At 42.0% G+C, this 23650-nt stretch carries 26 protein-coding genes; 17 read left to right on the plus strand and 9 right to left on the minus strand.

The window, feature by feature from the left end:
* The first annotated feature begins 7 nt into the window (after positions 1-7).
* The 5 genes from AAEO56_RS08535 (at position 8) to AAEO56_RS08555 (ending at position 3627) form a co-directional block, all read left to right on the plus strand.
* Complete coding sequence (locus AAEO56_RS08535; RefSeq protein WP_341696620.1) at positions 8-871, plus strand: beta/alpha barrel domain-containing protein; 864 nt, start codon at positions 8-10, stop codon at positions 869-871.
* 376 nt (positions 872-1247) lie between these two features.
* Positions 1248-1580 carry an ArsR/SmtB family transcription factor gene (locus tag AAEO56_RS08540; protein ID WP_341696621.1) on the plus strand — a complete coding sequence of 111 codons (333 nt, stop codon included), beginning with the start codon at positions 1248-1250 and terminating at the stop codon, positions 1578-1580.
* A 17-nt stretch (positions 1581-1597) separates the two neighbouring features.
* Positions 1598-2062 (plus strand): DUF6428 family protein, encoded by a 465-nt coding sequence (locus tag AAEO56_RS08545; protein WP_341696622.1) that lies wholly within the window; start codon positions 1598-1600, stop codon positions 2060-2062.
* A 9-nt stretch (positions 2063-2071) separates the two neighbouring features.
* Positions 2072-3142 carry an ACR3 family arsenite efflux transporter gene (arsB, locus tag AAEO56_RS08550; protein ID WP_341696623.1) on the plus strand — a complete coding sequence of 357 codons (1071 nt, stop codon included), beginning with the start codon at positions 2072-2074 and terminating at the stop codon, positions 3140-3142.
* A gap of 53 nt (positions 3143-3195) precedes the next feature.
* On the plus strand, positions 3196-3627 hold the full coding sequence (locus AAEO56_RS08555; protein WP_341696624.1) for an arsenate reductase ArsC: 432 nt from the start codon (positions 3196-3198) through the stop codon (positions 3625-3627).
* 55 nt (positions 3628-3682) lie between these two features.
* On the opposite strand, the gene AAEO56_RS08560 is transcribed toward AAEO56_RS08555, so the two are convergent.
* Together AAEO56_RS08560 and AAEO56_RS08565 are read right to left on the minus strand one after the other, a co-directional pair.
* Positions 3683-4240 (minus strand): hypothetical protein, encoded by a 558-nt coding sequence (locus tag AAEO56_RS08560; protein ID WP_341696625.1) that lies wholly within the window; start codon positions 4238-4240, stop codon positions 3683-3685.
* 118 nt (positions 4241-4358) lie between these two features.
* Positions 4359-5363: a putative phage abortive infection protein gene (locus AAEO56_RS08565; protein WP_341696626.1), complete on the minus strand. Its 1005-nt coding sequence runs from the start codon at positions 5361-5363 to the stop codon at positions 4359-4361.
* Positions 5364-5522: 159 nt separating this feature from the next.
* Here AAEO56_RS08565 and guaB point away from each other — a divergent pair, with 159 nt between their 5' ends.
* Positions 5523-6995: an IMP dehydrogenase gene (guaB, locus tag AAEO56_RS08570; protein WP_341696627.1), complete on the plus strand. Its 1473-nt coding sequence runs from the start codon at positions 5523-5525 to the stop codon at positions 6993-6995.
* A gap of 81 nt (positions 6996-7076) precedes the next feature.
* On the opposite strand, the gene AAEO56_RS08575 is transcribed toward guaB, so the two are convergent.
* Complete coding sequence (locus tag AAEO56_RS08575; protein WP_341696628.1) at positions 7077-8462, minus strand: TlpA family protein disulfide reductase; 1386 nt, start codon at positions 8460-8462, stop codon at positions 7077-7079.
* 145 nt (positions 8463-8607) lie between these two features.
* On the opposite strand from AAEO56_RS08575, the gene AAEO56_RS08580 reads away from it, so the two are divergent.
* The gene (locus AAEO56_RS08580) at positions 8608-10230 is read left to right on the plus strand and encodes an ABC-F family ATP-binding cassette domain-containing protein (RefSeq protein WP_341696629.1); all 1623 of its coding nucleotides are present in this window, start codon (positions 8608-8610) and stop codon (positions 10228-10230) included.
* A gap of 60 nt (positions 10231-10290) precedes the next feature.
* Here AAEO56_RS08580 and AAEO56_RS08585 read toward each other — a convergent pair whose 3' ends face one another.
* On the minus strand, positions 10291-10458 hold the full coding sequence (locus AAEO56_RS08585; protein WP_341696630.1) for a hypothetical protein: 168 nt from the start codon (positions 10456-10458) through the stop codon (positions 10291-10293).
* A 164-nt stretch (positions 10459-10622) separates the two neighbouring features.
* On the opposite strand from AAEO56_RS08585, the gene pyrR reads away from it, so the two are divergent.
* The 9 genes from pyrR to AAEO56_RS08630 all read left to right on the plus strand — a co-directional run bounded on the left by pyrR (position 10623) and on the right by AAEO56_RS08630 (position 18462).
* Positions 10623-11156: a bifunctional pyr operon transcriptional regulator/uracil phosphoribosyltransferase PyrR gene (gene pyrR / locus AAEO56_RS08590; protein ID WP_341696631.1), complete on the plus strand. Its 534-nt coding sequence runs from the start codon at positions 10623-10625 to the stop codon at positions 11154-11156.
* A 21-nt stretch (positions 11157-11177) separates the two neighbouring features.
* Complete coding sequence (locus AAEO56_RS08595; RefSeq protein WP_341696632.1) at positions 11178-12107, plus strand: aspartate carbamoyltransferase catalytic subunit; 930 nt, start codon at positions 11178-11180, stop codon at positions 12105-12107.
* Between the two features lie 130 nt (positions 12108-12237).
* Complete coding sequence (locus tag AAEO56_RS08600; RefSeq protein ID WP_341696633.1) at positions 12238-12570, plus strand: ribonuclease Z; 333 nt, start codon at positions 12238-12240, stop codon at positions 12568-12570.
* 69 nt (positions 12571-12639) lie between these two features.
* Positions 12640-13545: a ribonuclease Z gene (locus AAEO56_RS08605; RefSeq protein WP_341696634.1), complete on the plus strand. Its 906-nt coding sequence runs from the start codon at positions 12640-12642 to the stop codon at positions 13543-13545.
* A gap of 118 nt (positions 13546-13663) precedes the next feature.
* Entirely contained in the window at positions 13664-14308 is a 645-nt protein-coding gene (gene pdxH / locus AAEO56_RS08610) for a pyridoxamine 5'-phosphate oxidase (protein ID WP_341696635.1), read from the plus strand.
* Between the two features lie 100 nt (positions 14309-14408).
* Entirely contained in the window at positions 14409-14930 is a 522-nt protein-coding gene (locus AAEO56_RS08615) for a SixA phosphatase family protein (protein ID WP_341696636.1), read from the plus strand.
* Entirely contained in the window at positions 14896-16974 is a 2079-nt protein-coding gene (gene ppk1, locus AAEO56_RS08620; RefSeq protein WP_341696637.1) for a polyphosphate kinase 1, read from the plus strand. The genes AAEO56_RS08615 and ppk1 overlap by 35 nt, the downstream gene beginning before the upstream one ends.
* Positions 16975-17046: 72 nt before the next feature.
* On the plus strand, positions 17047-17937 hold the full coding sequence (locus AAEO56_RS08625; protein WP_341696638.1) for a Ppx/GppA phosphatase family protein: 891 nt from the start codon (positions 17047-17049) through the stop codon (positions 17935-17937).
* A 3-nt stretch (positions 17938-17940) separates the two neighbouring features.
* Positions 17941-18462, plus strand: coding sequence for an O-acetyl-ADP-ribose deacetylase (locus AAEO56_RS08630; protein WP_341696639.1), 522 nt, complete (start codon positions 17941-17943; stop codon positions 18460-18462).
* Positions 18463-18583: 121 nt separating this feature from the next.
* Here the strand turns inward: AAEO56_RS08630 and AAEO56_RS08635 are convergent, their stop codons facing one another.
* Genes AAEO56_RS08635 through AAEO56_RS08655 form a run of 5 tightly spaced genes read right to left on the minus strand, consistent with a single transcriptional unit; the run spans position 18584 to position 21458 of the window.
* Positions 18584-18958, minus strand: a complete 375-nt coding sequence (locus tag AAEO56_RS08635) for a DNA topoisomerase IV (RefSeq protein WP_341696640.1) — start codon at positions 18956-18958, stop codon at positions 18584-18586.
* Positions 18955-19176: a DUF6095 family protein gene (locus tag AAEO56_RS08640; protein ID WP_341696641.1), complete on the minus strand. Its 222-nt coding sequence runs from the start codon at positions 19174-19176 to the stop codon at positions 18955-18957. The genes AAEO56_RS08635 and AAEO56_RS08640 overlap by 4 nt, the downstream gene beginning before the upstream one ends.
* Positions 19163-19978: an N-acetylmuramic acid 6-phosphate etherase gene (gene murQ / locus AAEO56_RS08645; RefSeq protein WP_341696642.1), complete on the minus strand. Its 816-nt coding sequence runs from the start codon at positions 19976-19978 to the stop codon at positions 19163-19165. Before murQ ends, AAEO56_RS08640 begins: the two co-directional genes overlap by 14 nt.
* 17 nt (positions 19979-19995) lie before the next feature.
* Complete coding sequence (locus AAEO56_RS08650) at positions 19996-20727, minus strand: ZIP family metal transporter (protein ID WP_341696643.1); 732 nt, start codon at positions 20725-20727, stop codon at positions 19996-19998.
* The gene (locus AAEO56_RS08655; RefSeq protein WP_341696644.1) at positions 20727-21458 is read right to left on the minus strand and encodes a class I SAM-dependent methyltransferase; all 732 of its coding nucleotides are present in this window, start codon (positions 21456-21458) and stop codon (positions 20727-20729) included. Before AAEO56_RS08655 ends, AAEO56_RS08650 begins: the two co-directional genes overlap by 1 nt.
* 271 nt (positions 21459-21729) lie before the next feature.
* Here AAEO56_RS08655 and acs point away from each other — a divergent pair, with 271 nt between their 5' ends.
* Positions 21730-23637 (plus strand): acetate--CoA ligase, encoded by a 1908-nt coding sequence (gene acs, locus AAEO56_RS08660; protein WP_341696645.1) that lies wholly within the window; start codon positions 21730-21732, stop codon positions 23635-23637.
* Positions 23638-23650 lie beyond the last annotated feature (13 nt).

The raw sequence follows: 23650 nt of genomic DNA on the forward strand, positions 1-23650 counted from the left end.
GGGTTCTATGAATAAAGTCAAACTTATCGAATGTCCGAGGGATGCTATGCAGGGCATTAAGGCATTTATAGCTACCGAAAAGAAAGCAGCTTACATACAATCCATTCTGAGGGTTGGGTTTGATACGATTGATTTCGGCAGTTTCGTTTCGCCAAAGGCCATCCCACAAATGCAGGATACTGCTGAAGTTTTAGCAATGCTCGACCTCTCGGCTACCGAAAGCAAGCTGCTCGCTATTATCGCCAATACACAGGGTGCAGCCGCCGCGGCACAGCATGCCCAGATACAATACCTGGGTTATCCGTTCTCTATTTCGGAAAACTTCCAAATGCGGAATACCCACAAGACCATAGCAGAATCGATTGTGACCTTGCAGGAGATACTAAACATTGCTGATAAGTCAAATAAAGAGGTCGTTGCCTATCTTTCCATGGGGTTCGGCAATCCCTACGGCGACCCGTGGAATGTAGATGTGGTAGGGGAGTGGACCGAAAAGCTGGCCGGGATGGGCGTAAAAATATTGTCATTGTCCGATACCATAGGCAGTTCTACGCCTGAAGTTATTAGCTATTTATTCTCCAACCTTATAACGAAATATCCCAACATAGAATTTGGAGCACACCTGCATACCACACCCGATAAATGGCATGAAAAAGTAAATGCGGCCTACAAAGCCGGCTGCCTTCGTTTTGATGGTGCGATACAGGGCTTTGGTGGATGCCCAATGGCAAAGGATGACCTCACCGGCAATATGCCTACCGAAAAAATGCTGTCCTACTTTACAGCCCAAAAAGCCGACCACAACCTCCGCGCCATGAGCTTCGAGAGCGCTTATAATGAAGCTACGAAACTATTTGGGGAGTATCATTAGTGATTGTTGATAAGTTGATTTGGTACTTTTTCAATCAAATGCAACGGGAGAATAACACATTCTATATTGTAAAATGCAGGAGACTCAAAATAAACCGAATTGGCTAATTACCTGGTTCTTAAAATTTAAGTTGCCTGTCATAGTGTCTGTTTTGTTTTTTATATTACAGATCATAATGGGTTATGGAGTATTTGAATCCATAACCAAGATATTCTTCATTTTACTTATACTGTGGGTGTATAAAAAGATTTAAATTCAAAGGATAACCCAAAAACATTTCATTCTTTCGTCCCGATACTATTTTTTCGCTAAAAACAAAAAATTAATTTTCCTGTAAATTTATTTATCGTAATATTGCAATATATAAATAAAGATAATGGGAACTACCAAGACCGATCTTTTCACCGATGCGCAAAACCAGATCGCCACAATAGCAAAAGCACTTGGGCATCCCGCACGAGTGGCGATACTCGAATACCTGCTGAAGGTAAATGAATGCATCTGCGGGGACATCGTGAACGAACTTCCATTAGCACAGCCAACCGTTTCGCAGCACCTTAAAGAGCTTAAGAATGCAGGGCTTATTAAAGGCAATGTGGAAGGCACAGCCATCTGCTATTGTATTGATGAGGCAGCGATAGAAAGACTGCAAGCGTACTTTGCAGGAATAGCCTCCAAACTTAGTGAGAAGAAAAAAGATTGCTGTTAATTAAAAACTACACTACCATGAAACTATCTGAAATTAAAACGATTTTACCGCAACTTGATACTGTTGCTTTCCAATTGGAGAATGGAAATTTTGTGCCGGAACATTTTCATGTAACAGAGGTCGGTATTATTGACAAACGATTTATCGATTGTGGCGGGACCGTACGCCACGAGCAGAACGTGAATTTCCAGCTATGGGATGCCAATGATTTTGATCACCGCCTTAAACCCTGGAAACTACTTAACATCATAAAGCTTTCGGAAGAAAAGCTGGATATCGGCGATTTTGAAATCGAGGTAGAATACCAGGGAACTACTATAGGGAAATATGACCTTGATTTTAACGGTACAAATTTCATCCTGAAAAATAAGGCTACAGCCTGTCTGGCTCAGGATGCCTGCGGCGTACCAACCAGCAAGCAAAAGCTCGCACTGTCTGACATAGGTACCAATAGTTGTGCTCCCGGGGGAGGCTGCTGTTAAATAAGAGTTATGTCAGTAAATAATTGCACCCCTGCGGCTAACCGGAAAAAATTAGGCTTTCTTGACAGATTCCTGACCTTATGGATATTTCTTGCTATGGCTATAGGAGTAGGATTAGGCTATTTCATTCCATCCAGTAGCGATTTTATCAACTCCTTTTCAAGTGGCACGACTAACATTCCCCTCGCAATAGGACTAATCCTTATGATGTATCCGCCGCTTGCAAAAGTGAAATATGAGGAAATGGGAGAGGTGCTGAAAAACACCAAAATATTGGGTGCTTCACTTTTTCTTAACTGGATAGTAGGGCCATTGCTGATGTTTTTTTTGGCACTCCTGTTTTTGCACAGCTATCCTGAGTACATGGTCGGGCTGATACTTATAGGCCTTGCCCGCTGCATTGCCATGGTTGTAGTATGGAACGACCTTGCAGAAGGCAACCGTGAGTATGCTGCGGGGCTGATCGCTCTCAACAGCATCTTCCAGGTGCTGCTTTACAGCGTTTACGCCTACCTTTTTATAACGGTACTTCCGCCTTACTTTGGGTACGATGGCTTTGTTGTGGATATCAGCATTGTACAAATAGCCGAAAGCGTGGGTATTTATCTCGGCATTCCCTTTGCATTGGGTATTATCACTCGTTATGTGCTCATAAAGATGAAAGGGGAGGAGTGGTTCGCCAAAAAATTCATTCCGTTCATTTCGCCTGTAACGCTTATAGCATTACTGTTTACGATAATCATTATGTTTAGCCTTAAGGGCGAACTCATAGTGCAGATCCCGATGGACGTTATCCGCATCGCTATACCGTTGGTCATTTACTTTGCCGTAATGTTTATAGCCAGTTTTTTTACGGGCAAATACTTTGGGGCCGATTATTCAAAAAGCGCTTCCATTGCCTTTACGGCAACCGGCAATAATTTCGAGCTTGCCATAGCCGTTGCCATCGGTGTCTTTGGCATCAACAGCGGACAGGCTTTCGCGGGCGTTATAGGCCCTTTGGTAGAAGTGCCTGCGCTTATAGCATTGGTAAACGTAGCCTTCTGGTTCCGGAGAAAATATTTTGCAGTCAAAACTTAAAGATACTACCGGTTCAACGCCGACCTATATCAAACCTAAAACTAAAACAAATTATGGAAACAAAGAAAATTTTAGTGCTGTGTACCGGCAATAGCTGCCGCAGCCAGATCGCAGAAGGCTACCTGCGCCTTTTTGCAGGGGAGAAATCGGAAGTATACAGCGCGGGTATAGAAACGCATGGTGTCAACCCGAAAGCTATTGCGGTGATGAAGGAAGACGGCATCGACATATCCGGCCATACATCCAACAATATCGACGAATATGGCGATATTACGTTTGATTATGTCATTACCGTTTGCGACAACGCAAAGGAGCATTGCCCGTACTTTCCCGGCAAGGCGCAAAAATTCCACTATAACTTTCCGGATCCTGCCAAAGCAACCGGAACCGAAGAGGAGGTTATGGAGGAGTTCAGGCGGGTGAGGGGAATGATAAAAGAGTATTGTAAAGATTTTGTGATGGAGCGAAACGATTTAATCAATTAAAGCGCGATTTATTCGATTAATTCTTTTGCTGATGCGTATACATTGTCTAAAGGTATTATCGATTGAATTTTGAACATTCAAATCGGTCCCTAAAATTTATTATTCCTTCAAGGCTACCAAGTCTAAATTTCATTTCAATTTTTTCACCCCACAATAAGTCCCCAATTTCATTTGCATAGATGATTAATAATTTGATATAATTGTCATACTCCAAAAATTCGTCAATTCTTAAATCTTCAAGATAATTCAAATGTGCGATTCTTATATTTCGATGTTTTGTCTTTAGATTATTAATTTTTTTACGATATATACCAACTCTATTTGTTATCATTTTCTTTTCTTTGACATTCAGTGTACCTTTATTTATCTCTTTTAAAACCGCCTTAAAAGAGAAATCAGAACTGTCATCATCAAGATTTGTAAGATGAAGAATAATTCCATTTTCCATATATCGTAAAGCAATAAATTCTTCCATGACCTTTTGTCTTGTAGATTTCTGAAAAAGATTTGCGAGATTATTTAATTTTTCAGTATAAAAATATGCAAGTATATTTAAGTCGATGATTTCGACACATAAACTCATAAATTTAGATTTTTGCTCACTTGATAACATACTTAAAATAATTATATATTAGAATTATGATTTTAGTATTTCAGCCGATTGATATCATTCAAATGCTGTTAGTATACTTTAGGCATCATATAAGGGCAAATTTATAGCTTCTCGGGCATCATAAATTAGTTTTAAGTATTTCATCTAACTCATTTTGAAATTCATTCTCACTATTTATATTAAAAAGTAATTTTCTACTAGTTACTAAGTCTTCTAAAATTTTAAATTCTTTTAATAGTTTTTTCAAAATTGGACTACTTTCATTAGATGTACAGTAATAGAATATTAAAATTTTTTCGAAGACGGTCATATTGCTTTTTAGATAATCAAAATAAAAATCATTTTCTTTATGTTGTTTTATAAATTTTAGTAAATATTCAATATTAATAATATAACTATTAATGAATCCTCCAAAATCTTCAAATATTCTATTATATATGTCATTGTAAATATTTCGACGATTTTCAAAAGATAAAAAGTAAAATTCACTTTTCCCAATATTTTTGTAAACATCACCCATTTTGAATCTTAGTTCATTCAGTGCAATTCGTCTATCATTTTCTAATTCAAAAGACTCTATGTGTAATTTTAAGTCATTGCCAGTTGAAAAACTGCTCAATGATAAATCTTCAACTATCATGTCAAAATACTCATTTTTTAAATCTTGCGGATTTGTTACTAATAAATTAAATCCAATATTTTGACAAGCTCCGCTTAAATGACTACGAAATCTTTTACTTAATAAGGTAAGTACCTGATGCCCTGTTTGCTCATTTCCTTTTATGTCGGATATGACAGCACTCCTAATCCTGTCATATAACCCATCCATTAATTTAAAAAATAAAAAATCTTCACTTTGTTGTTGAAATTGATTTTTTATATCTTGGTTCGCCCTGTATTGAGCTTTAAATGCAATATATACAAGTATGCTGCTTAATAACCCAATAAAAGGTGCTGTAATGCCGCCAATTGAATCACCAATTTTTGCAGAGGTATCATTGTCTAACGAAAACCAAAACGAGGTTTGGATAAAAATATATGGGCTTGTCAAGATTGCTACTGTTAGTACTAAAAGCCAAATAATTTCTTTAGATGATAACAAATTGTTTTTCTTTCGATTCATGGATTATAATTAAAAACTAAATTTAATAATAAAGTTCACTAAGTTTATTTTACTACTCATAATTTAAAAGGCATTACGTGTAAATTTTGAAATTTGGTATTTGCCTTTTGTAATTTAAAAATGCTTATATTTGCATGCAATTTAACTACAAATTGCAACATGAAAGCACACACAGCTAAAATCATCGGCGAAGGCCTTACCTACGATGATGTTCTACTTGTTCCTAACTACTCTGAAGTTTTACCCCGCGACGTAAGCATACAGTCGAAATTTTCACGCAATATTACCCTTAACGTGCCAATCGTTTCCGCAGCAATGGATACCGTTACCGAAAGCGCTATGGCAATCGCTATGGCCCGCGAAGGCGGCATTGGCGTTCTCCACAAAAACATGACCATTGAGCAGCAGGCTACTGAGGTGCGCAAAGTGAAAAGGGCGGAGTCAGGAATGATAATCGACCCGGTTACGCTTCCGCTTACGTCTGTCGTAGGTGATGCCAAAAATGTTATGAAAGAATACGGCATTGGCGGTATCCCTGTGGTTGACGAAAACGGCACCCTGAAAGGCATTGTTACCAACCGTGACCTGCGTTTTGAGAAAGACAACAGCCGTTCGATCCTTGAGGTAATGACATCGGAAAACCTTGTTACTGCCGGCGAAGGAACGACCCTTACGGTAGCAGAAGGCATCCTCCAGAAAAATAAGATCGAAAAACTTCCGGTAGTAAACGGCGATTATAAGCTCGTTGGCCTCATCACATTCAGGGACATTACAAAACTGACACAAAAACCTATAGCGAATAAAGATAAATTTGGCCGCCTACGCGTTGCCGCTGCCCTTGGCGTTACTGCCGATGCGGTGCAAAGGGCCGAAGCGCTCGTAAACGCGGGTGTTGACGCAGTTATTATAGATACTGCGCATGGCCATACTAAAGGCGTGGTTGATGTGTTAAAGTTGGTAAAAGCCAAATTCCCGAACCTTGATGTGGTCGTTGGCAACATCGCCACACCGGAAGCCGCACTATACCTTGCCGAGAATGGCGCTGATGCCGTGAAAGTAGGTATAGGGCCGGGTTCCATCTGTACTACACGTGTGGTGGCAGGTGTGGGCTTCCCGCAATTCTCAGCTGTGCTCGAGGTTGCTGCTGCATTGCGCGGCACCGGCGTACCGGTTATTGCCGATGGCGGTATCCGTTATACAGGCGACATTCCGAAAGCCATTGCTGCAGGAGCTGATTGCGTGATGCTTGGCTCGCTACTAGCGGGTACGATGGAATCGCCGGGTGAAACTATTATTTTCGAGGGCAGGAAATTCAAATCCTATCGTGGCATGGGATCAGTGGAGGCTATGAAAGAAGGATCGAAAGACCGTTATTTCCAGGATGTGGAAGACGATGTTAAAAAACTGGTACCGGAAGGTATCGTAGGCCGCGTACCTTACAAAGGCGAACTGTTCGAGAGCATGCTCCAGTTCGTGGGCGGACTTCGTGCCGGTATGGGCTATTGCGGATCTAAAGACATCCCGACCTTGCAGGAAACAGGAAGGTTCGTGCGTATTACGTCAAGCGGAATTTCAGAAAGTCATCCGCACAATGTGACCATCACACAGGAATCACCGAATTATTCGAGATAAAATCAGGTTATTATTGTAGCCCCGAATTACGCAAATTTCACCAATTCAATATTGGAGAATTTAGATAATTCGGGGCTATTTTTATTTAAGTTCTTCTTCAAACTTTTCATCCATCAGGTTGGCGAAAGCATTTTTGATCGTGCCGCCGGGATTGAGGATAATGGTACGGCTTATTTTGGTAATTACCCACTTGTCACGCAAAGCGGTAAAGTCAGCAGCACGGAGTTGCAGCACTTTTTCTGCACTGAATTGCGGCACTGTTTTTTTCCACTCACGATCCTCATCTACATTAACAGCTATGAAATCAGTAGCAGGATGCGTTTTTTTCAGGCTGTTTATTTTTTCGTAAATCATTTCGGCCTGGGCCATGGCACAACCCGTCCAGAAGAAGATGACAGTCTCCTTTTTTATAGTATTACTATCAAAGGGCTTGTTATTGCTGTCTACTAATTTCACATCGGGTAATTTGCTGCCTTCCTTAAGCAACTGTATGGCATTTCCTATTTTACGGATCTCGTTATCTTCACTGTCATCAGTAGAGAGTTGCAGGTAGCGGTCAAGGAATTTTTTGTTGTTGGCTATGTTTTGGTCTTCAAGCAGGTAACTAAAAGCGATGTTGTTTAGGACTACATTTTTCACCTTATTGTTAGAAAAAATGGAATCGGCAATGTTAAGTTTTTCGATGTTATCCCTGTATAATTGTTCCTGTAAGCTGCTGCTTTTATGATCTTTGGTAATTGCCATATTGTTGAGCATGGCCGATAAATAGCGCAGATAGGGCGAATAGTGCAGCAGTTTGGTATCATTGTAATCAATGGTTTTCCTGAAGTCATAGAAACCTTTCGGAAGCTGCGACCTTACTTCTTTTCCTGTCCGCCTGGCATGTATGTATGGGTAGTATTCTTTTTTAGTGTAATAGTTAAGGTTAACCCGGGATAATGCATAAAAATCAAACTCATTGCTCCATTTTATTGCTGCCTTGTTTTTTTCATAAAAAGCTTTCCTGAGCCGGTAGGTTGAGTCTATTGATTTTATGAACTTGCTGTATTCGAGATCATATACATTATATGTCTTGTTCCTGTCGGCATCATGAAGGAGATAAAGCTCCATCATAAAATTATTTTTCTTTTCACCCCGTCCGCTGAATACTATCGACTCATCAAAATCCGAAGGGTCAATAGAAACCATTATGCTGTCATTTTTCTCGAAATAAACATATTGATAATCAGGCTCGTTCTTGAAACTGTAGAGCCCGGGGGTAAGGGAGTCGAATTTTATAAAAAAGCGGTTGTCTTTATCCAGGCGGAGGGTATCGATAACTTTATCGTCTTTGCTGAATACAATATAGTTGTTACGCGGGTTTATAACCTGTCCTCCAAAATAGGCCGTAAAATCGTCATCTTTTTTACAAGATGTGATCAGGAGCAGAAAGCAAAATAGTAATCCGGTCTTGCTGAGGTATGACATTAGGTGATAATTGCGCAAAAGCAAAAATATTTTATTATGGCTTTAATAGTGTTAACACGGCGTTAAAATAAGAATTCATTATCCATTATGGTGCAATATACCTAATGATGCTTAAATTTTTGTATTTTTGCAAAAATTTTTTAAAATGCTATCAGTTTCTAATTTATCGGTACAATTCGGTAAAAGGATTTTATTTGACGAAGTAAATACATCGTTCACACAAGGCAATTGCTACGGAATCATCGGGGCTAACGGTGCCGGTAAATCGACATTCCTTAAAATACTGGCAGGCGATATCGACCCGACTTCAGGGCATGTATACCTTGAGCCGGGCAAAAGGATGTCGGTACTGAACCAGAACCACAATATGTTTGATGAGCATACCGTGCTCGAAACGATATTAATGGGCAACAAAACGCTCTATGCCGTAAAAAAAGAAATGGACGAGATTTACCTTAAGCCTGATTTCTCTGATAAAGATGGCGAAAGGGTAGGAGAGCTTCAGGTAATCTTTGAAGAAATGAACGGCTGGAATGCTGATTCTGACGCTGCTTCCATGCTTTCTAACCTTGGTATCTCTGAAGACTACCATTATACATTGATGGGCGATCTTGACAGCAAGCTGAAAGTACGTGTACTATTGGCGCAGGCCTTATTTGGCAACCCGGATGTGCTAATTATGGATGAGCCTACCAACGACCTGGATTTTGAAACCATTTCCTGGCTTGAAAATTTCCTGGCAAATTACGACAATACTGTAATTGTTGTATCGCACGACAGGCACTTCCTTGATGCGGTATGTACACATATATCCGATATTGATTTTAGCAAGATAAACCAGTATTCAGGCAACTATACGTTCTGGTACGAATCAAGCCAATTGGCTGCAAGGCAAAGGGCCCAGCAGAACAAGAAAGCGGATGAGAAGAAAAAAGAGCTCCAGGATTTCATCATGCGTTTCAGCGCCAACGTAGCCAAATCGAAACAGGCTACCAGCCGTAAAAAAATGCTTGAAAAACTTAAAGTAGATGATATCAAGCCATCGAGCAGGAGGTATCCGGCCATTATTTTCGAGCAGGAGCGTGAGGCGGGCGACCAGATACTTAACGTAAAAGACCTTAGCGCATCTGTAGATGGCGAAGTGTTGTTTAAGAACGTTGACCTTAATATGGCCAAAGGCGATAAGATCGTTATTTTCTCAAGGGATTCCCGTGCTACATCTGCTTTTTATGAGATACTTAACGGTAACATACAACCGGAGAGCGGTACTTTCGATTGGGGTATTACAACCATACAGTCCTACCTTCCGGCAGATAACCACTCATTTTTTGAGAACGACCTTACCCTTGTTGACTGGCTTCGCCAATGGGCCAAGACAGAAGAGGAACGCGATGAGGTATATATCCGTGGCTTCCTTGGTAAGATGATCTTCAGCGGCGAAGAGGCGCTGAAAACGGGCAGGGTATTATCGGGAGGCGAGAAAGTGCGTTGTATGCTTTCGCGTATGATGATGATGCGTGCAAATGTGCTGATGCTTGACGAGCCTACAAACCACCTTGACCTTGAGTCGATCACCGCATTTAATAATTCGTTGAAGAACTTTAAAGGCTCAGTGCTCTTCACAACCCATGACCACGAGTTTGCACAAACCGTTGCCAACCGTGTGCTGGAAATCACACCAAAAGGGGTTATCGACCGCTACATGACGTTCGATGACTACCTTGATGATGACAAAGTAAAAGAGCTGCGCTCGAAAATGTATAATTAATGGACTAGCTTATAATTGAGCAAAATTTATAAAGAACAAAGGGCCTTAACGGCCCTTTTATTATTTCCTGAAACGGCTGATGAGCCAAATGATCAGTCCTACTACAGCAATTACTATAATAACACCGACCCACATACCGGCTTTAAAAATATCGCCTACCACTTCGCAGCTTGTCACTAATGATAACAGCATTGCAAATAAGCTGAGTTTGATTACCCTGTTTTGCATGATTTTTTGTTTTTTAGGTTATTACTATAAAATTAAGTCAGTTAAAAGATGTTTTTGTTAAAATTGAATTAATTGGCTCCACATTAGCATTTTTGAAATGTCGGTCAGGTTTTAATTTTTTGAAATTTTTACCTACTTTTACAAACCAAACACAACACCGCATTATGAGCCAGAAAATATTGCTCACTTCAACGGAAGTCAATATCATCCTCCACCGTTTGGCCTGCCAGTTAATTGAAAAGCATCTCGATTTTTCCGATACCGTACTCATTGGGCTACAGCCCCGCGGGCGCTTCCTTGCGGCTCGTATTAAGCAGATACTTGAGGACGAATACAATGTTCCCGAAATAAAGCTTGGGTTCCTGGACATAACTTTCTTCAGGGACGATTTCCGCAGGTCGGATAAGCCATTGGAGGCCAACCGTACCGAGATTGACTTTTTAGTGGAAAACAAGAAAGTCATCTTTATAGATGATGTGCTTTACACCGGGCGAAGCATCCGCGCCGCGCTTACCGCGATACAATCGTTCGGACGCCCTGCAGAGATCGAACTGATGGTGCTCATAGACCGCCGTTTCAGCCGCCACCTGCCCATACAGCCCGATTACCGCGGCCGCCAGGTAGATGCCATCAACGATGAGAAAGTAAAGGTGTCCTGGAAAGAGAATGACGGCGATGACAGTGTTTTTTTAATATAAGCCCTAACTACAAACAACACAATGAAAGAACTAAGCGTGAATCATTTACTCGGGATAAAATATATCAACAAAAGCGATATAGACCTGATATTTGAAACTGCCGACCAGTTTAAGGAAGTGATCAACCGCCCCATAAAGAAAGTCCCTTCACTACGCGATATAACCATAGCCAACATATTTTTCGAGAACAGTACGCGAACCAAGCTCTCCTTTGAGCTGGCGCAGAAAAGGCTTTCTGCCGATGTGATAAGTTTCTCTGCGGCACAGTCGTCGGTAAAGAAAGGAGAAACGCTGATCGATACCGTAAACAATATCCTTTCGATGAAAGTGGATATGGTGGTAATGCGCCATGAAAGGCCGGGAGCTGCCCATTTCCTTTCGAGAAATGTGTCAGCAAGCATCGTAAATGCAGGTGATGGTGCGCACGAACACCCGACTCAGGGATTGCTTGACTCCTATACCATTCGCGAAAAGCTGGGTGGTGTAGAAGGTAAGAAGGTAGTGATAGTAGGTGATATTCTCCACTCAAGGGTGGCTTTATCCAATATATATGCGTTGCAGATGCAGGGTGCCGAAGTGAAAGTATGCGGCCCGAAAACCCTTATACCACGATACATAGAGTCGCTTGGTGTGACTGTTGAGACAAACCTGCGCAAAGCACTCGAATGGGCTGATGTGGCCAACATGCTGCGGGTACAGAATGAAAGGCTGGATGTGAATTACTTCCCGTCAACACGCGAATATGCCCAACAGTATGGTGTAGATAAGGAACTACTCGATTCATTAAATAAAGAGATAGTCATCATGCACCCGGGCCCGATAAACCGCGGGGTTGAGATTACCAGCGATGTAGCCGATTCACAGCAGTCCGTAATACTGGAGCAAGTAGAGAATGGCGTTGCCATACGGATGGCAGTGATATACCTGCTGGCATCGAAAATAAAGCAGTAAACAGTCGCGGTCTCAGTTTTCAGCGGATATAAAATATTGTAAATAGCATTTGAATTATCGTTCAACTTTGTACCTTAGCTAATAAGAGTCTAAGACACTCAGTTCCTAAGAACCTAAGCACCTCAAAAAAATGAAAGTAGAAGAAAAAGGACATACCATAACCATTAAGGACACACAGGGAGACGTAGCTTCTTTCCTTGGCAAAGTAACCGCCGAATACAAAAGCTACAAAGAGCATAATATTATCCTCGACCTGAGTCAGGACGCAACCATAACCCTCGATGCCATCCTTACGTTCCTGCCGTTGTCAAACACACACAGGGAAGCAAAGAAATCCTTTGTGCTTGTGGCAAAAGACATCGACTTTAATGATCTACCGGACGAGATGGTGGTTGTCCCTACGCCGCTTGAAGCCAATGATATCATAGAGATGGAGGAGATAGAGCGCGACCTCGGCTTTTAATTTTATAATTTTTATTTTCTAAGGTTTAACTGTTCCCAAGAGCAACCTGAAACCTTAAACCTGGAACAAATGCACTTAACCATTCTTGGCTGTTATGCCGCCACGCCACGCACGATGACCAACCCGACATCGCAGGTATTGGAAATGAAGAACAGGATGTTCCTCATAGACTGTGGCGAGGGTACGCAGGTACAGCTCAGGAAAAACAAACTGCGGTTCTCTAAAATAAACCACGTATTTATATCCCACCTGCACGGCGACCATTTTTACGGACTTATCGGGCTTATATCGACATTTTCGCTGCTTAACAGGAAAACCGACCTTCATGTGTACGGCCCGAAAGGCACGAAAGAGATTACGCTGTTGCAATTAAAGCTCTCCAACTCCTGGACAGGATATAACCTGTATTTTCAAGAGCTTGACAGCAAAGAGCCTGAAGTGATATTTGAGGACGATAAGGTTATAGTTTCGACGATACCACTAAAACACAGGGTATACACCAATGGCTTTTTATTCAGGGAAAAACCGGGTGAACGAAAGCTGAACATTGATGTAGTACAAAGCTATGGCATTCATACAGCGTATTACCAAAAGATAAAAAACGGCAGCGATATCACCCTTGATGATGGCAGGACAATACCTAACGCTGAACTGACCTTCGACCCGCCACCGCCAAAGAGCTATGCATTTTGTTCGGATACGGTTTATGATGAAACCATAGTGCCGTTGATCAGGGATGTGGATGTTGTTTACCATGAAAGCACTTTCCTGGATTCCGAGGCACACCTTTGCGAAAAGACAATGCATACCACCGCTAAACAGGCCGCTGCAATAGCCAAGATGGCTAACGTGAAACAATTGATACTGGGGCATTTTTCGACGCGTTACAGCTCAATAGAATTATTTAAAGAAGAGGCACAGACTATTTTCGAAAACGTGCTGCTGGCAGATGATAGGAAGGTTTTTGAGTTTTAGTATTTCAGGTTACTAGATATTGAATTATTAGACTTTCAGAGTGATCAAAATTCAATATATTTAATATTCGTTTCATGCCTTGCTGTCTAACATCTAATAATCTAACAGTCTAATAAAAATGACCGACTTAAGCAACTATAGAAAATCCTACGAAAAAAACCAGCTAACCGAAGACAACCTGCCTGAAGACCCCATAACGCTTTTCAGGAACTGGTTTCTTGAAGTGGAAGAATTTGGCAGCACCGCAGAAGTAAATGCCATGACAGTCTCCACTCTTGGGCTGGATGGCTTCCCGAAGTCACGAGTTGTATTATTAAAGCAATTCACTTATGAGGGTTTTATTTTCTATACCAATTATAATTCTGAGAAGGGCAGGGCTATCGCTGCGAACCCGAACGTATGCCTTTCATTTTTCTGGCATGAACTCGAAAGGCAGGTCATAATTAAAGGTGTGGCCGAAAAGGTAGCTGAAAATATCTCAGACGGCTATTTTGAAAGCCGCCCTGAAGGCAGCAGGCTGGGTGCTATAGTATCACCCCAAAGTGAGGTAATACCCTCAAGGGAATTTTTAGAGGGAAATCTTACAGCGTTGGAAAAAAAATACTCAGGTAAAGAAATAACCCGTCCAAATAACTGGGGAGGCTATATCGTAAAACCTGTGGAGATAGAATTCTGGCAGGGAAGGCCAAACCGCCTGCATGACCGCATCCGATATAAAATTCAGGAGGATTTTTCCTGGCAGACCGACAGGCTTGCGCCATAAAAAGAAACATTAATAGCGAATTAACATTTTCTAGGGAGTGAAGCTGTCTGTTTTTTTAGATATTTAAATTTCTGATACACAAAATGTAAACCTAAAAAGTATGAAAAATTTAATCCTGATCCGTCATGCCAAATCAAGTTGGGATGCACCGCTTGTCGATAAAGACCGCCCGCTATCCAATCGCGGTATTAATGATGCGCACCTTATGGCGGCCGGGGTAGATGAGTTTTTACCCAAATCGTTTATCGTGTGGAGCAGCACGGCGCAGAGGGCTAAGAACACCGCTTATATTTTTGCAGAAACCCTTTCTATTCCTATTGATACTATAGTTTTTAAGGAGGATCTCTATACGTTTGATGAAAATAAGCTTGCGAATATCATAAAAACCTGCGATAACCAATTTGATAACCTAATTCTTTTTGGACATAACGACGCTATTACTAATTTTGTTAATACCTTTGGAAACCACGCTGTGGACCATGTGCCAACGGCGGGTTTCGTATCGCTGTCATTTGACGAAAATGACTGGAAAGCGATCACGAAAGGAAAAATAAAAAAAACGTTATTTCCAAGAGAATTAAAAAAGCATGATTCACCACTCACCGGTAAACAGATACATTGACAGGGAAAAAAGCTGGCTGGCATTTAATGCAAGAGTACTGCAGGAAGCAGGAGACGAGAAAGTTCCGCTTTTGGACAGGCTTCGGTTTTTAGGAATATTTTCAAACAACTTCGACGAATTTTTCAGGGTGCGGTATGCCGCTATCCGCCGCCTTAGCCTTGAAGGAAAGACCGGCGAAAAAATTCTTGGGGGCATAAGCGCCCAAAAGCTCCTCAAAGAAATTACAGAAATTGTTATTGAACAACAATCGGACAGTCTTCGCATTTTGAGCGTTATTGAAAAGGAGCTCGAAAAAGAGAACATCTTCATGGTCAATGAGACCCAGATCAATAAGGAGCAGGAGATATTCATTAAAGATTTTTTCATACAAAAGGTAAGCCCTGAACTTGTCACGATCATCCTTAACGACCTCGACGAATTCCCCTTGCTGAAAGACACATCCGGATATCTGGCAGTAAGGCTTGCCCTTAAAGATGAAGGGGTTCGGTATGCAGTAATTGAGATCCCTAAAACCGTTAACCGGTTTGTGCAGCTTCCGTCAGGTACAGAAAAAAAGTATATCATTATGCTTGATGATGTTATACGTCTTAACCTCGACAATATATTTAATATTTTTGAATATGAAAGTATCTGCGCGCACATGATCAAGATCACACGCGATGCGCAGCTCGAGATTGATAGCGACCAAAGTAAAAGTCTTATGGAGAAAATCTCCACAAGCGTTAAAGAACGCCGTATAGGGGAGCCTGTACGGTTCGTATACGATCAGGCCATTGGCAGCGATACGCTCGAATTTTTCCTTACACACATGGAAATCGATTCCTCCGACAGTATCATACCGGGAGGGCGCTACCATAACCGCAGGGACTATATGGATTTTCCAAGCCTTGGCAGGCAGGACCTCTTATACCAGCAAAACACTCCGCTTCCGGTTACGGGGCTAAGCCTGGAAGGCAGTATATTGCAAAAGCTTAAACATAAGGATTACCTTTTGAATGCGCCTTACCAGTCTTTTTCCTATATCATTAAGTTTTTAAGAGAGGCCGCACTGGACCCAAAAGTGGTTACCATAAAAATAACACTCTACAGACTTGCACGGAATTCACAGATCGTGAGCTCTCTCATAAATGCTGCGAAGAACGGGAAAAAAGTTACGGTACAAATAGAGCTCCAGGCACGTTTTGACGAAGCCAGCAATATTTCTTATGCAGAGCAGATGCAGACGGAAGGCATTAACCTGATATTTGGGGTAAAAGGGCTGAAAGTGCACAGCAAAATATGTGTTGTGGAACGGCTTGAAGAAGGGAAAATAAAACGCTACGGCATTATCTCAACAGGGAATTTTAACGAATCTACCGCTAAAATATATACCGATGTGACACTGTTTACCAGCCATCCGCAGATAATGAAAGAGGTAAGCAAGGTGTTCGAATTTTTCGATGTCAATTATCGTGTACATCGTTACAGGCACCTTTTTGTGTCGCCGCATTATACCAGGAGTAAGTTTTACAAGCTGATCGACAGGGAAATACTTAATGCCATAGGCGGCAAGGAAGCTTATATAAAACTGAAAATGAATAGCCTCACTGATTTCAGGATGATAGATAAGCTCTATGAGGCCAGCAGGGAAGGCGTTAAGATACAGCTGATTATCCGTGGTATATGCTGCCTTATACCGGGGGTTGAAGGCATGAGTGAAAATATTGAGGCAATTAGTATAGTTGATAATTACCTGGAGCATTCGAGGGTTTATATTTTTGCCAATTGCGGCGACCCGGAAGTGTATATCTCATCGGCCGATTTTATGACGCGAAACCTTGACGCAAGGGTGGAAGTTACCTGTCCTATTTATGAGGAGGATATAAAACAGGAATTGATCGAAACATTTGAAATTGGATGGAAGGCCAATGTAAAAGCCCGGCTACACAGCGAAACGCTCGAAAACAAATACAGGAAAAAGCCGGACGAAAAGCCTTTCCGGGCCCAGCTGGAAACCTACAACTATTACAGGAACAAACTCGAAGTTATTTACGAACAATTATAAAGCGCAAGGCACTTAGGATCTTAGTTGCTTAGGGCCTAAGAACCTAAGTGCCTCAGTACCTTCCTCAGAAAAATGATTACAATAAAGAAATATGCTGCTATAGATATAGGGTCCAATGCCATGAGGCTTTTGGTATCTAATATTGTAGAGCAGCCCGGAAAAGACCCCCAGTTCAATAAAGGCTCGCTTGTACGTGTGCCCATACGCCTTGGACAGGATGCTTTTACCGTAGGCGAAATTACCGAAGAGAATATCGAACGAATGATAGATGCCATGAAGGCCTACAAACTGCTAATGAAGGTACATGGAGTGGAGCGCTATATGGCCTGCGCTACATCAGCAATGCGGGAGGCTTATAATGGTAAAGAAGTTGCAGACCTCATAGAGCAGGAAGCAGGTATAAAAATCGATATTATTGATGGCAAGAAGGAAGCAGCTATTATCGCATCTACGGACCTGCACCATCTTTTGAAAACCGACCAGACCTACCTGTACGTAGATGTAGGAGGCGGCAGTACCGAATTCTCGTTATTCGCAGAAGGCAAGATCGTGGCCTCAAGGTCATTTAAGAACGGGACTGTGCGCCTGCTGAATAATATGGTAAATGAAGTGGTGTGGCAGGAAATCGAGAAATGGATCAAGCACGCAGTTGAGCCTTATGAAAACGTGACCCTGATAGGTTCGGGCGGGAACATCAATAAGCTATTCAAAATGTCAGGTAAGCAGCAGGAAAAGCCATTGTCATATTTCTATGTGAATTCACAATACCAGTTCCTTAACAGTCTTACTTATGAGCAACGTATTACCGATCTGGGACTAAACCCTGATCGTGCCGACGTTATAATTTACGCGACCCGCATTTACCTCAATGCCATGAAGTGGAGCGGTGCGCGCAATATTTATGTTCCTAAGATAGGCCTTTCAGATGGTATTGTAAAAGCGATGTATTACGGTAAAATATAAGCTATGAAATCAGGAATAGAAGTTGTTAAGGGGGATATTACAAAAATTGAAGCCGATGCTATTGTTAATGCGGCCAACTCGTCGCTTCTGGGGGGTGGCGGTGTAGATGGTGCAATACATAGTGCTGGCGGCAAAGCCATATTAGATGAGTGCGTTGCAATACGCAACAGGCAGGGCGGCTGCCGGACCGGGGAAGCGGTAATAACTACTGGAGGTAAGCTTAAGGCCAAATATGTCATCCATACCGTTGGGCCTGTATGGAATGGCGGGAAAAGTGGTGAAGAACAACTGCTTGGAGATGCGTACCGTAACAGCCTGAAAATTGCCGTAGACAATGGAATACAAACGATAGCCTTCCCCAATATCAGTACGGGTATTTATCATTTCCCGAAAAGTAAAGCCGCTGAAATTGCGATAGCAACGGTATCCGATTTCCTTGCAGAAAATGACAGTATAAACAAAGTGGTTTTCGTTTGCTTTGATGATGAGAATTATAAATTGTATCAGGATTTGCTGAAAGAGTGATGAAGGGCTTATAACCTTTCGCAAGACAAATGCATTGAGTAAATACCAATTTTATTGCTGCTGACGTTAATTTTGATGTGCTAGTATCATTATCGTATTCTTCATCACTTAAAACTATAGCCTAGTCGATCCTGGTTACTGTCCCTTTTTGCTTGTTTGAATCTCCTACCAGGGAAAACTCAAAAGTATAGGAATTTTCATTTGTCGTGAGTATTTTTATATCCACTGCTTTTCTTTCCTGCATATTTTTCGGATTGATCTTTTGTCCGATATATTCACAGTCACTGAGCCATCGAATAGAAGTCGAGTCTGTCTTTCCTCCAAAAGTCTCGATTTCCAGATTTTCAGTGCGCTCAAATACAGAAACCTGCTTCTTCCCGTCAATCGCATATTCGGCCCTGAATTTTCCGGTTTTAAAATCTTTGCAGTTGCGTTCCTGCTGATAGCATGCCGTAAACAGGAAACTTAAAAGTAGAAGGTAAGTGTAATTTTTCATGAGTCAAAAAGGCTTTTCATTATAGTGCGCAATCCCAGGAACATAAGTAAGATAGCCAGGGCACAGAAGATAATCCCCAATCCTAATACCGGTATAAAAAACGGATGCCCCTGATTTTTAAAGGAACTGTGTATCACTACCGGTCCCATAAGGATTAAAGGCAGTGCGCCTCCCATATATTTAAGGCCTTTTACAAGTACTTTTTTATCGGTTCCCATACGCGTCTATTGCTTTTCTTACGTTTTCATGTTCTTCAAGGAGCAATGCCGCTTCTTCCTGTGGTATACCAAGCTCATCCATGATCATTTGAACTCCACGTGCTATAAGCTTGTGGTTGCTCAGTTGCATATCAACCATTCTGTTGCCCTTTACGCGGCCAAGTTGTATCATCGTGGCGGTAGATAGCATATTAAGTACCAGTTTTTGCGCAGTACCTGCTTTCATGCGCGAACTCCCCGTAACAAATTCCGGCCCTGTAACAACTTCTACAGGGTAGTGCGCCACTGCTGCCAGCGGGCTTCCTGCATTGCAGGTAATGCAACCTGTAGGGATATTATTTTCATTGCATTTTTCGATGCCGCTTATAACATACGGGGTGGTACCCGAAGCAGCTATTCCCACTACAATATCATTTTCATTGAGGTTCCATACAGAAAGGTCGGCCCATGCCTGCTCATCATCGTCTTCCGCAAACTCTACTGCTTTGCGTATGGCCATGTCGCCACCTGCAATAATCCCAATAACGAGGTCGAAAGGTACGCCAAAGGTAGGAGGACACTCGGAAGCATCAACTATCCCAAGCCTTCCGCTGGTGCCGGCTCCTATGTAAAACAAACGCCCGCCTGCCTTTAGTTGCTCTATGGTTTTTTCTACCAGCTTTTCTATCTGCGGAAGCGCCTTTTCAACAGCGAGCGGAACGGTTTTATCTTCGTTGTTGATATTGCTGAGCAATTCGGCTACCGGCATTTTTTCAAGATGCCCATACTTTGAAGGTTGCTCTGTTGTTCTTATAAACGGCATAGGTTTTTTAGGTAAAATTAAAGAAAATAAGCCATGATTACGCCTAATATTATAACCAACAGCTTGGCAAGGTTGAACTTGTGCCCCTCGCTGCTCTCAAAAATTATAGTCGATGAAATATGGAATAATATACCAACTACTATGGCTGAGAGTTCGGTATAATAGTCACCTATGAAATGCAGCTGCCCGGATGCCAGTGTGCCCAGCGGTGTCATGGCGGCAAACACCATCATGAACAGGAATATAGCTGTTTTATTAAGCCCTGAATTAACAAAGAACGCAGTGAGTATAATTGCGATAGGAAAGTGGTGTACCGCAATTCCCCACGCCAGGTCATTGTGGTGGCTTACCGGCATACCTTCCAGCAGCGCATGGATGCAAAGGCTAAGAAAAAGCAGCCAGGGCATTGCATTGGAATGTGCATGGTCGTGGCCGTGCGGGCTCGCATGTACATGGCCGTGCTCGGCACCTTTGGAAAAATATTCGAGTATGATCTGGAAAACGATACCAGCCATGATATAAATCCCGACGATACCATTATGTGAATGTTCATGACCGTGGTCATGCCCTTCATGGCCCTGTATACTGCTTTCATATACTTCCGGAAGTAAATGCATTACTGTGAGGGACAACAGGAAAGACCCACTAAATGCAAGCAGGAGTTTAAGGCTCTTTTTGTTACTTGGCTTTAAGATAAGGGCAATTATGTAACCAAAAATAACCGATAGTAGGGGTAATATGTATATCATTATTTAAAGATCATTATTAAACGCTCGGAATCATTCTTAAAGAATTTCCTTAGCTTGTAGTCACCAAAAATATCGAGAAGGTAAATACCGGCCTCTTCCATCATCCGCTCAAAATCCTCCAGTGTCAGCGCCTGTACTTTTTCGGTAAAATGGTAGTGCTCACCACAGGCATCAAAGTCTATTTCCTTGAATATATGGCCGTCTTCTACATACCTTTTTATATGGAAATCAATGCCCTCCACGGTTTTTACCTCTTCAGGCACAAGATTATTGATCACATGATTCACATTCATGAAGTCAATAACCCCAAATCCATATTCCGCGAGGCTTTCACAAATAGCTTTTAGCGTTTTTACATTATCGGCATCATCTTCAAAGTAGCCAAAACTGGTGAAAAGATTGAATATTGCATCAAATTTCTCATCGAAAGGCTCCCGCATATCGTGCACTGTAAAATGCAGTTTTTCATTGCTGTATTTAGAAGCTTCATCAATACTGTTTTCTGAAAGGTCGGCGCCGGTAACATCGTATCCGAGCTGGTTCAGGTACACCGAATGGCGGCCTTTGCCACAGGCAAGATCCAGTATTTTGGCATCCTCGGGAAGGTTAAGGTAATTGGTTAGATTATCCATAAAGAGTTGTGCTTCTCCATAGTCCCGGTCCTTATAAAGTATATGGTAGTAAGGCGTATCAAACCACGAAGCGAACCATTTTTTTTTCTCTTGATGCATAGACTGTGTACGATATCTCGTTTACGGTTAAAGGGCAAATTTACTATAATTTCAGTGGTGTTACTATTAAATTGAACATAAAAAACTTTCGGATTATTACTAAACTGACATGAATAAAAAAACTAAATACGTTTGCCCGATATTTTAAATTAGCAGCTATTTACCAAATCTTTTACCCTTTTTTCTCATAATTCGTGGTAAAAATCCGCAGAAAAATTACTATAATTACTAAAGGATTGTATCTTTACAACTCCAAAAAAACACGCGCAAAATGAGTTATTACCAGGTAAAAAGCCTTGAGCAGTATTTTAAGCATTATAATAAATCCATCCGCGAGCCCCGGAAATTCTGGGATAAAATTGCTGATGAGAACTTTACATGGTACCAGAAATGGGATAAAGTTGTAGAGTTCGATATGCAGGAAGCCGATGTAAAATGGTTCCTGAATGCCAAAGTGAATATCACGAAGAACTGTATTGACAGGCATTTGGCGAAAAGAGGAGAGAAAACGGCCATCATTTTCGAACCGAATGACCCTAAAGAAGAGTCACTTCATATTACTTATAATGAATTATACGACCGTGTTGCCAAAATGGCAAATGTGCTGAGAGACCAGGGCATTAAAAAAGGCGACAGGATATGCATTTACCTTCCGATGATTCCCGAACTGGCAATTGCGGTATTGGCATGCGCGCGTATCGGTGCGATACATTCTGTGGTATTTGCAGGTTTTTCTGCGTCTGCTGTAGCGGCGAGGATAATGGATTCGCAATGCAAAATGGTGATAACATCCGATGGCGGCTTCCGCGGTAATAAAACCATAGAACTGAAAAGTATTGTAGATGAAGCACTAGAGAAATGCCTTTCTGTAACGCAGGTTTTAGTCGTAAAACGCACGGGTAGCCAGGTGAATATGAAAGAAGGGCGCGACCTGTGGCTGCAGCCATTACTGGATGATGCTGTTCCTAATAACGTGGCTGAGATCATGGATGCTGAAGACCCGCTATTCATACTTTATACTTCAGGTTCTACCGGCAAACCAAAAGGGATGCTGCACACCACAGCCGGCTACATGGTCCATACCGCCTATACATTCAAGAATATATTTGCTTACGAAGAGAATGACGTGTTTTGGTGTACTGCCGATATTGGCTGGATAACCGGCCACTCCTATATATTATACGGCCCGTTATTGAACGGTGCTACAACAATTATTTTCGAAGGCGTTCCTTCATACCCTGACTTCGGGCGTTTCTGGGAAGTTATCGACAAGCATAAGGTTACCCAATTCTATACTGCGCCTACAGCTATACGCTCGCTCGCAAAAGAGAACTGGGAGTGGGTAGACAAGCACGACCTTTCGACACTGAAAGTCATTGGGTCGGTAGGCGAGCCTATTAACGAAGAGGCATGGCACTGGTACAACGACCACGTTGGCAAGAAGAAATCGCCTATTGTAGATACCTGGTGGCAGACAGAGACCGGCGGCATCATGATATCACCGATACCATTCGTCACACCAACAAAACCAACCTACGCAACACTTCCGTTACCGGGAATACAGCCTGTACTGATGGACGAAAAACGCAACGAGATAGAGGGCAACCAGGTAGTGGGAAGCCTTTGCATCAAGTTCCCTTGGCCGGGAATGGCGCGCACAATATGGGGCGACCACCAGCGCTTTAAAGAAACCTATTTTTCAACTTTCCCCGGCAAGTATTTTACAGGAGATGGCGCGCTTCGTGACGAAGTGGGTTATTACAGAATTACCGGAAGGGTAGATGATGTAGTGATCGTTTCGGGCCATAACCTTGGTACAGCGCCTATTGAAGACGCTATTAACGAACACCCGGCTGTAGCAGAATCGGCTATTGTGGGATATCCGCACGATATAAAAGGCAACGCGCTTTATGGCTTCATCATATTAAAAGAGATAGGCGAAGGCCGCGACAGGGATAACCTTAGCCGCGAAATCAACGAGCATATTTCGAGCCACATCGGGCCTATTGCCAAACTGGATAAGATACAATTCGTATCCGGTTTACCAAAGACACGCTCCGGTAAAATCATGCGAAGAATACTGCGCAAAATAGCAGAAGGGGACTTCTCAAATTTTGGTGATACGAGTACACTCCTGAATCCGGAAATTGTTGAGGAAATAAAGAACGAGAGAGTATAAAGACAAACATTGA

It is taken from the genome of Flavobacterium arundinis (assembly GCF_038289855.1).
Taxonomy (GTDB): Bacteria; Bacteroidota; Bacteroidia; order Flavobacteriales; family Flavobacteriaceae; genus Flavobacterium; species Flavobacterium arundinis.

Bases quoted from the DNA above. Each gene is read 5' to 3' on its own strand.
- AAEO56_RS08565 (WP_341696626.1), bottom strand. From the start codon at position 5,363: ATGAATCGAAAGAAAAACAATTTGTTATCATCTAAAGAAATTATTTGG.
- AAEO56_RS08545 (WP_341696622.1), top strand. From the start codon at position 1,598: ATGAAACTATCTGAAATTAAAACGATTTTACCGCAACTTGATACTGTT.
- AAEO56_RS08615 (WP_341696636.1), top strand. From the start codon at position 14,409: ATGAAAAATTTAATCCTGATCCGTCATGCCAAATCAAGTTGGGATGCA.
- pyrR (WP_341696631.1), top strand. From the start codon at position 10,623: ATGAGCCAGAAAATATTGCTCACTTCAACGGAAGTCAATATCATCCTC.
- AAEO56_RS08630 (WP_341696639.1), top strand. From the start codon at position 17,941: ATGAAATCAGGAATAGAAGTTGTTAAGGGGGATATTACAAAAATTGAA.
- ppk1 (WP_341696637.1), top strand. From the start codon at position 14,896: ATGATTCACCACTCACCGGTAAACAGATACATTGACAGGGAAAAAAGC.
- AAEO56_RS08655 (WP_341696644.1), bottom strand. From the start codon at position 21,458: ATGCATCAAGAGAAAAAAAAATGGTTCGCTTCGTGGTTTGATACGCCT.
- AAEO56_RS08580 (WP_341696629.1), top strand. From the start codon at position 8,608: ATGCTATCAGTTTCTAATTTATCGGTACAATTCGGTAAAAGGATTTTA.
- AAEO56_RS08555 (WP_341696624.1), top strand. From the start codon at position 3,196: ATGGAAACAAAGAAAATTTTAGTGCTGTGTACCGGCAATAGCTGCCGC.
- AAEO56_RS08585 (WP_341696630.1), bottom strand. From the start codon at position 10,458: ATGCAAAACAGGGTAATCAAACTCAGCTTATTTGCAATGCTGTTATCA.
- AAEO56_RS08650 (WP_341696643.1), bottom strand. From the start codon at position 20,727: ATGATATACATATTACCCCTACTATCGGTTATTTTTGGTTACATAATT.
- acs (WP_341696645.1), top strand. From the start codon at position 21,730: ATGAGTTATTACCAGGTAAAAAGCCTTGAGCAGTATTTTAAGCATTAT.
- AAEO56_RS08600 (WP_341696633.1), top strand. From the start codon at position 12,238: ATGAAAGTAGAAGAAAAAGGACATACCATAACCATTAAGGACACACAG.
- AAEO56_RS08540 (WP_341696621.1), top strand. From the start codon at position 1,248: ATGGGAACTACCAAGACCGATCTTTTCACCGATGCGCAAAACCAGATC.
- AAEO56_RS08595 (WP_341696632.1), top strand. From the start codon at position 11,178: ATGAAAGAACTAAGCGTGAATCATTTACTCGGGATAAAATATATCAAC.
- AAEO56_RS08625 (WP_341696638.1), top strand. From the start codon at position 17,047: ATGATTACAATAAAGAAATATGCTGCTATAGATATAGGGTCCAATGCC.
- AAEO56_RS08575 (WP_341696628.1), bottom strand. From the start codon at position 8,462: ATGTCATACCTCAGCAAGACCGGATTACTATTTTGCTTTCTGCTCCTG.
- guaB (WP_341696627.1), top strand. From the start codon at position 5,523: ATGAAAGCACACACAGCTAAAATCATCGGCGAAGGCCTTACCTACGAT.
- AAEO56_RS08605 (WP_341696634.1), top strand. From the start codon at position 12,640: ATGCACTTAACCATTCTTGGCTGTTATGCCGCCACGCCACGCACGATG.
- AAEO56_RS08640 (WP_341696641.1), bottom strand. From the start codon at position 19,176: ATGGGAACCGATAAAAAAGTACTTGTAAAAGGCCTTAAATATATGGGA.
- arsB (WP_341696623.1), top strand. From the start codon at position 2,072: ATGTCAGTAAATAATTGCACCCCTGCGGCTAACCGGAAAAAATTAGGC.
- AAEO56_RS08535 (WP_341696620.1), top strand. From the start codon at position 8: ATGAATAAAGTCAAACTTATCGAATGTCCGAGGGATGCTATGCAGGGC.
- AAEO56_RS08635 (WP_341696640.1), bottom strand. From the start codon at position 18,958: ATGAAAAATTACACTTACCTTCTACTTTTAAGTTTCCTGTTTACGGCA.
- murQ (WP_341696642.1), bottom strand. From the start codon at position 19,978: ATGCCGTTTATAAGAACAACAGAGCAACCTTCAAAGTATGGGCATCTT.
- pdxH (WP_341696635.1), top strand. From the start codon at position 13,664: ATGACCGACTTAAGCAACTATAGAAAATCCTACGAAAAAAACCAGCTA.
- AAEO56_RS08560 (WP_341696625.1), bottom strand. From the start codon at position 4,240: ATGTTATCAAGTGAGCAAAAATCTAAATTTATGAGTTTATGTGTCGAA.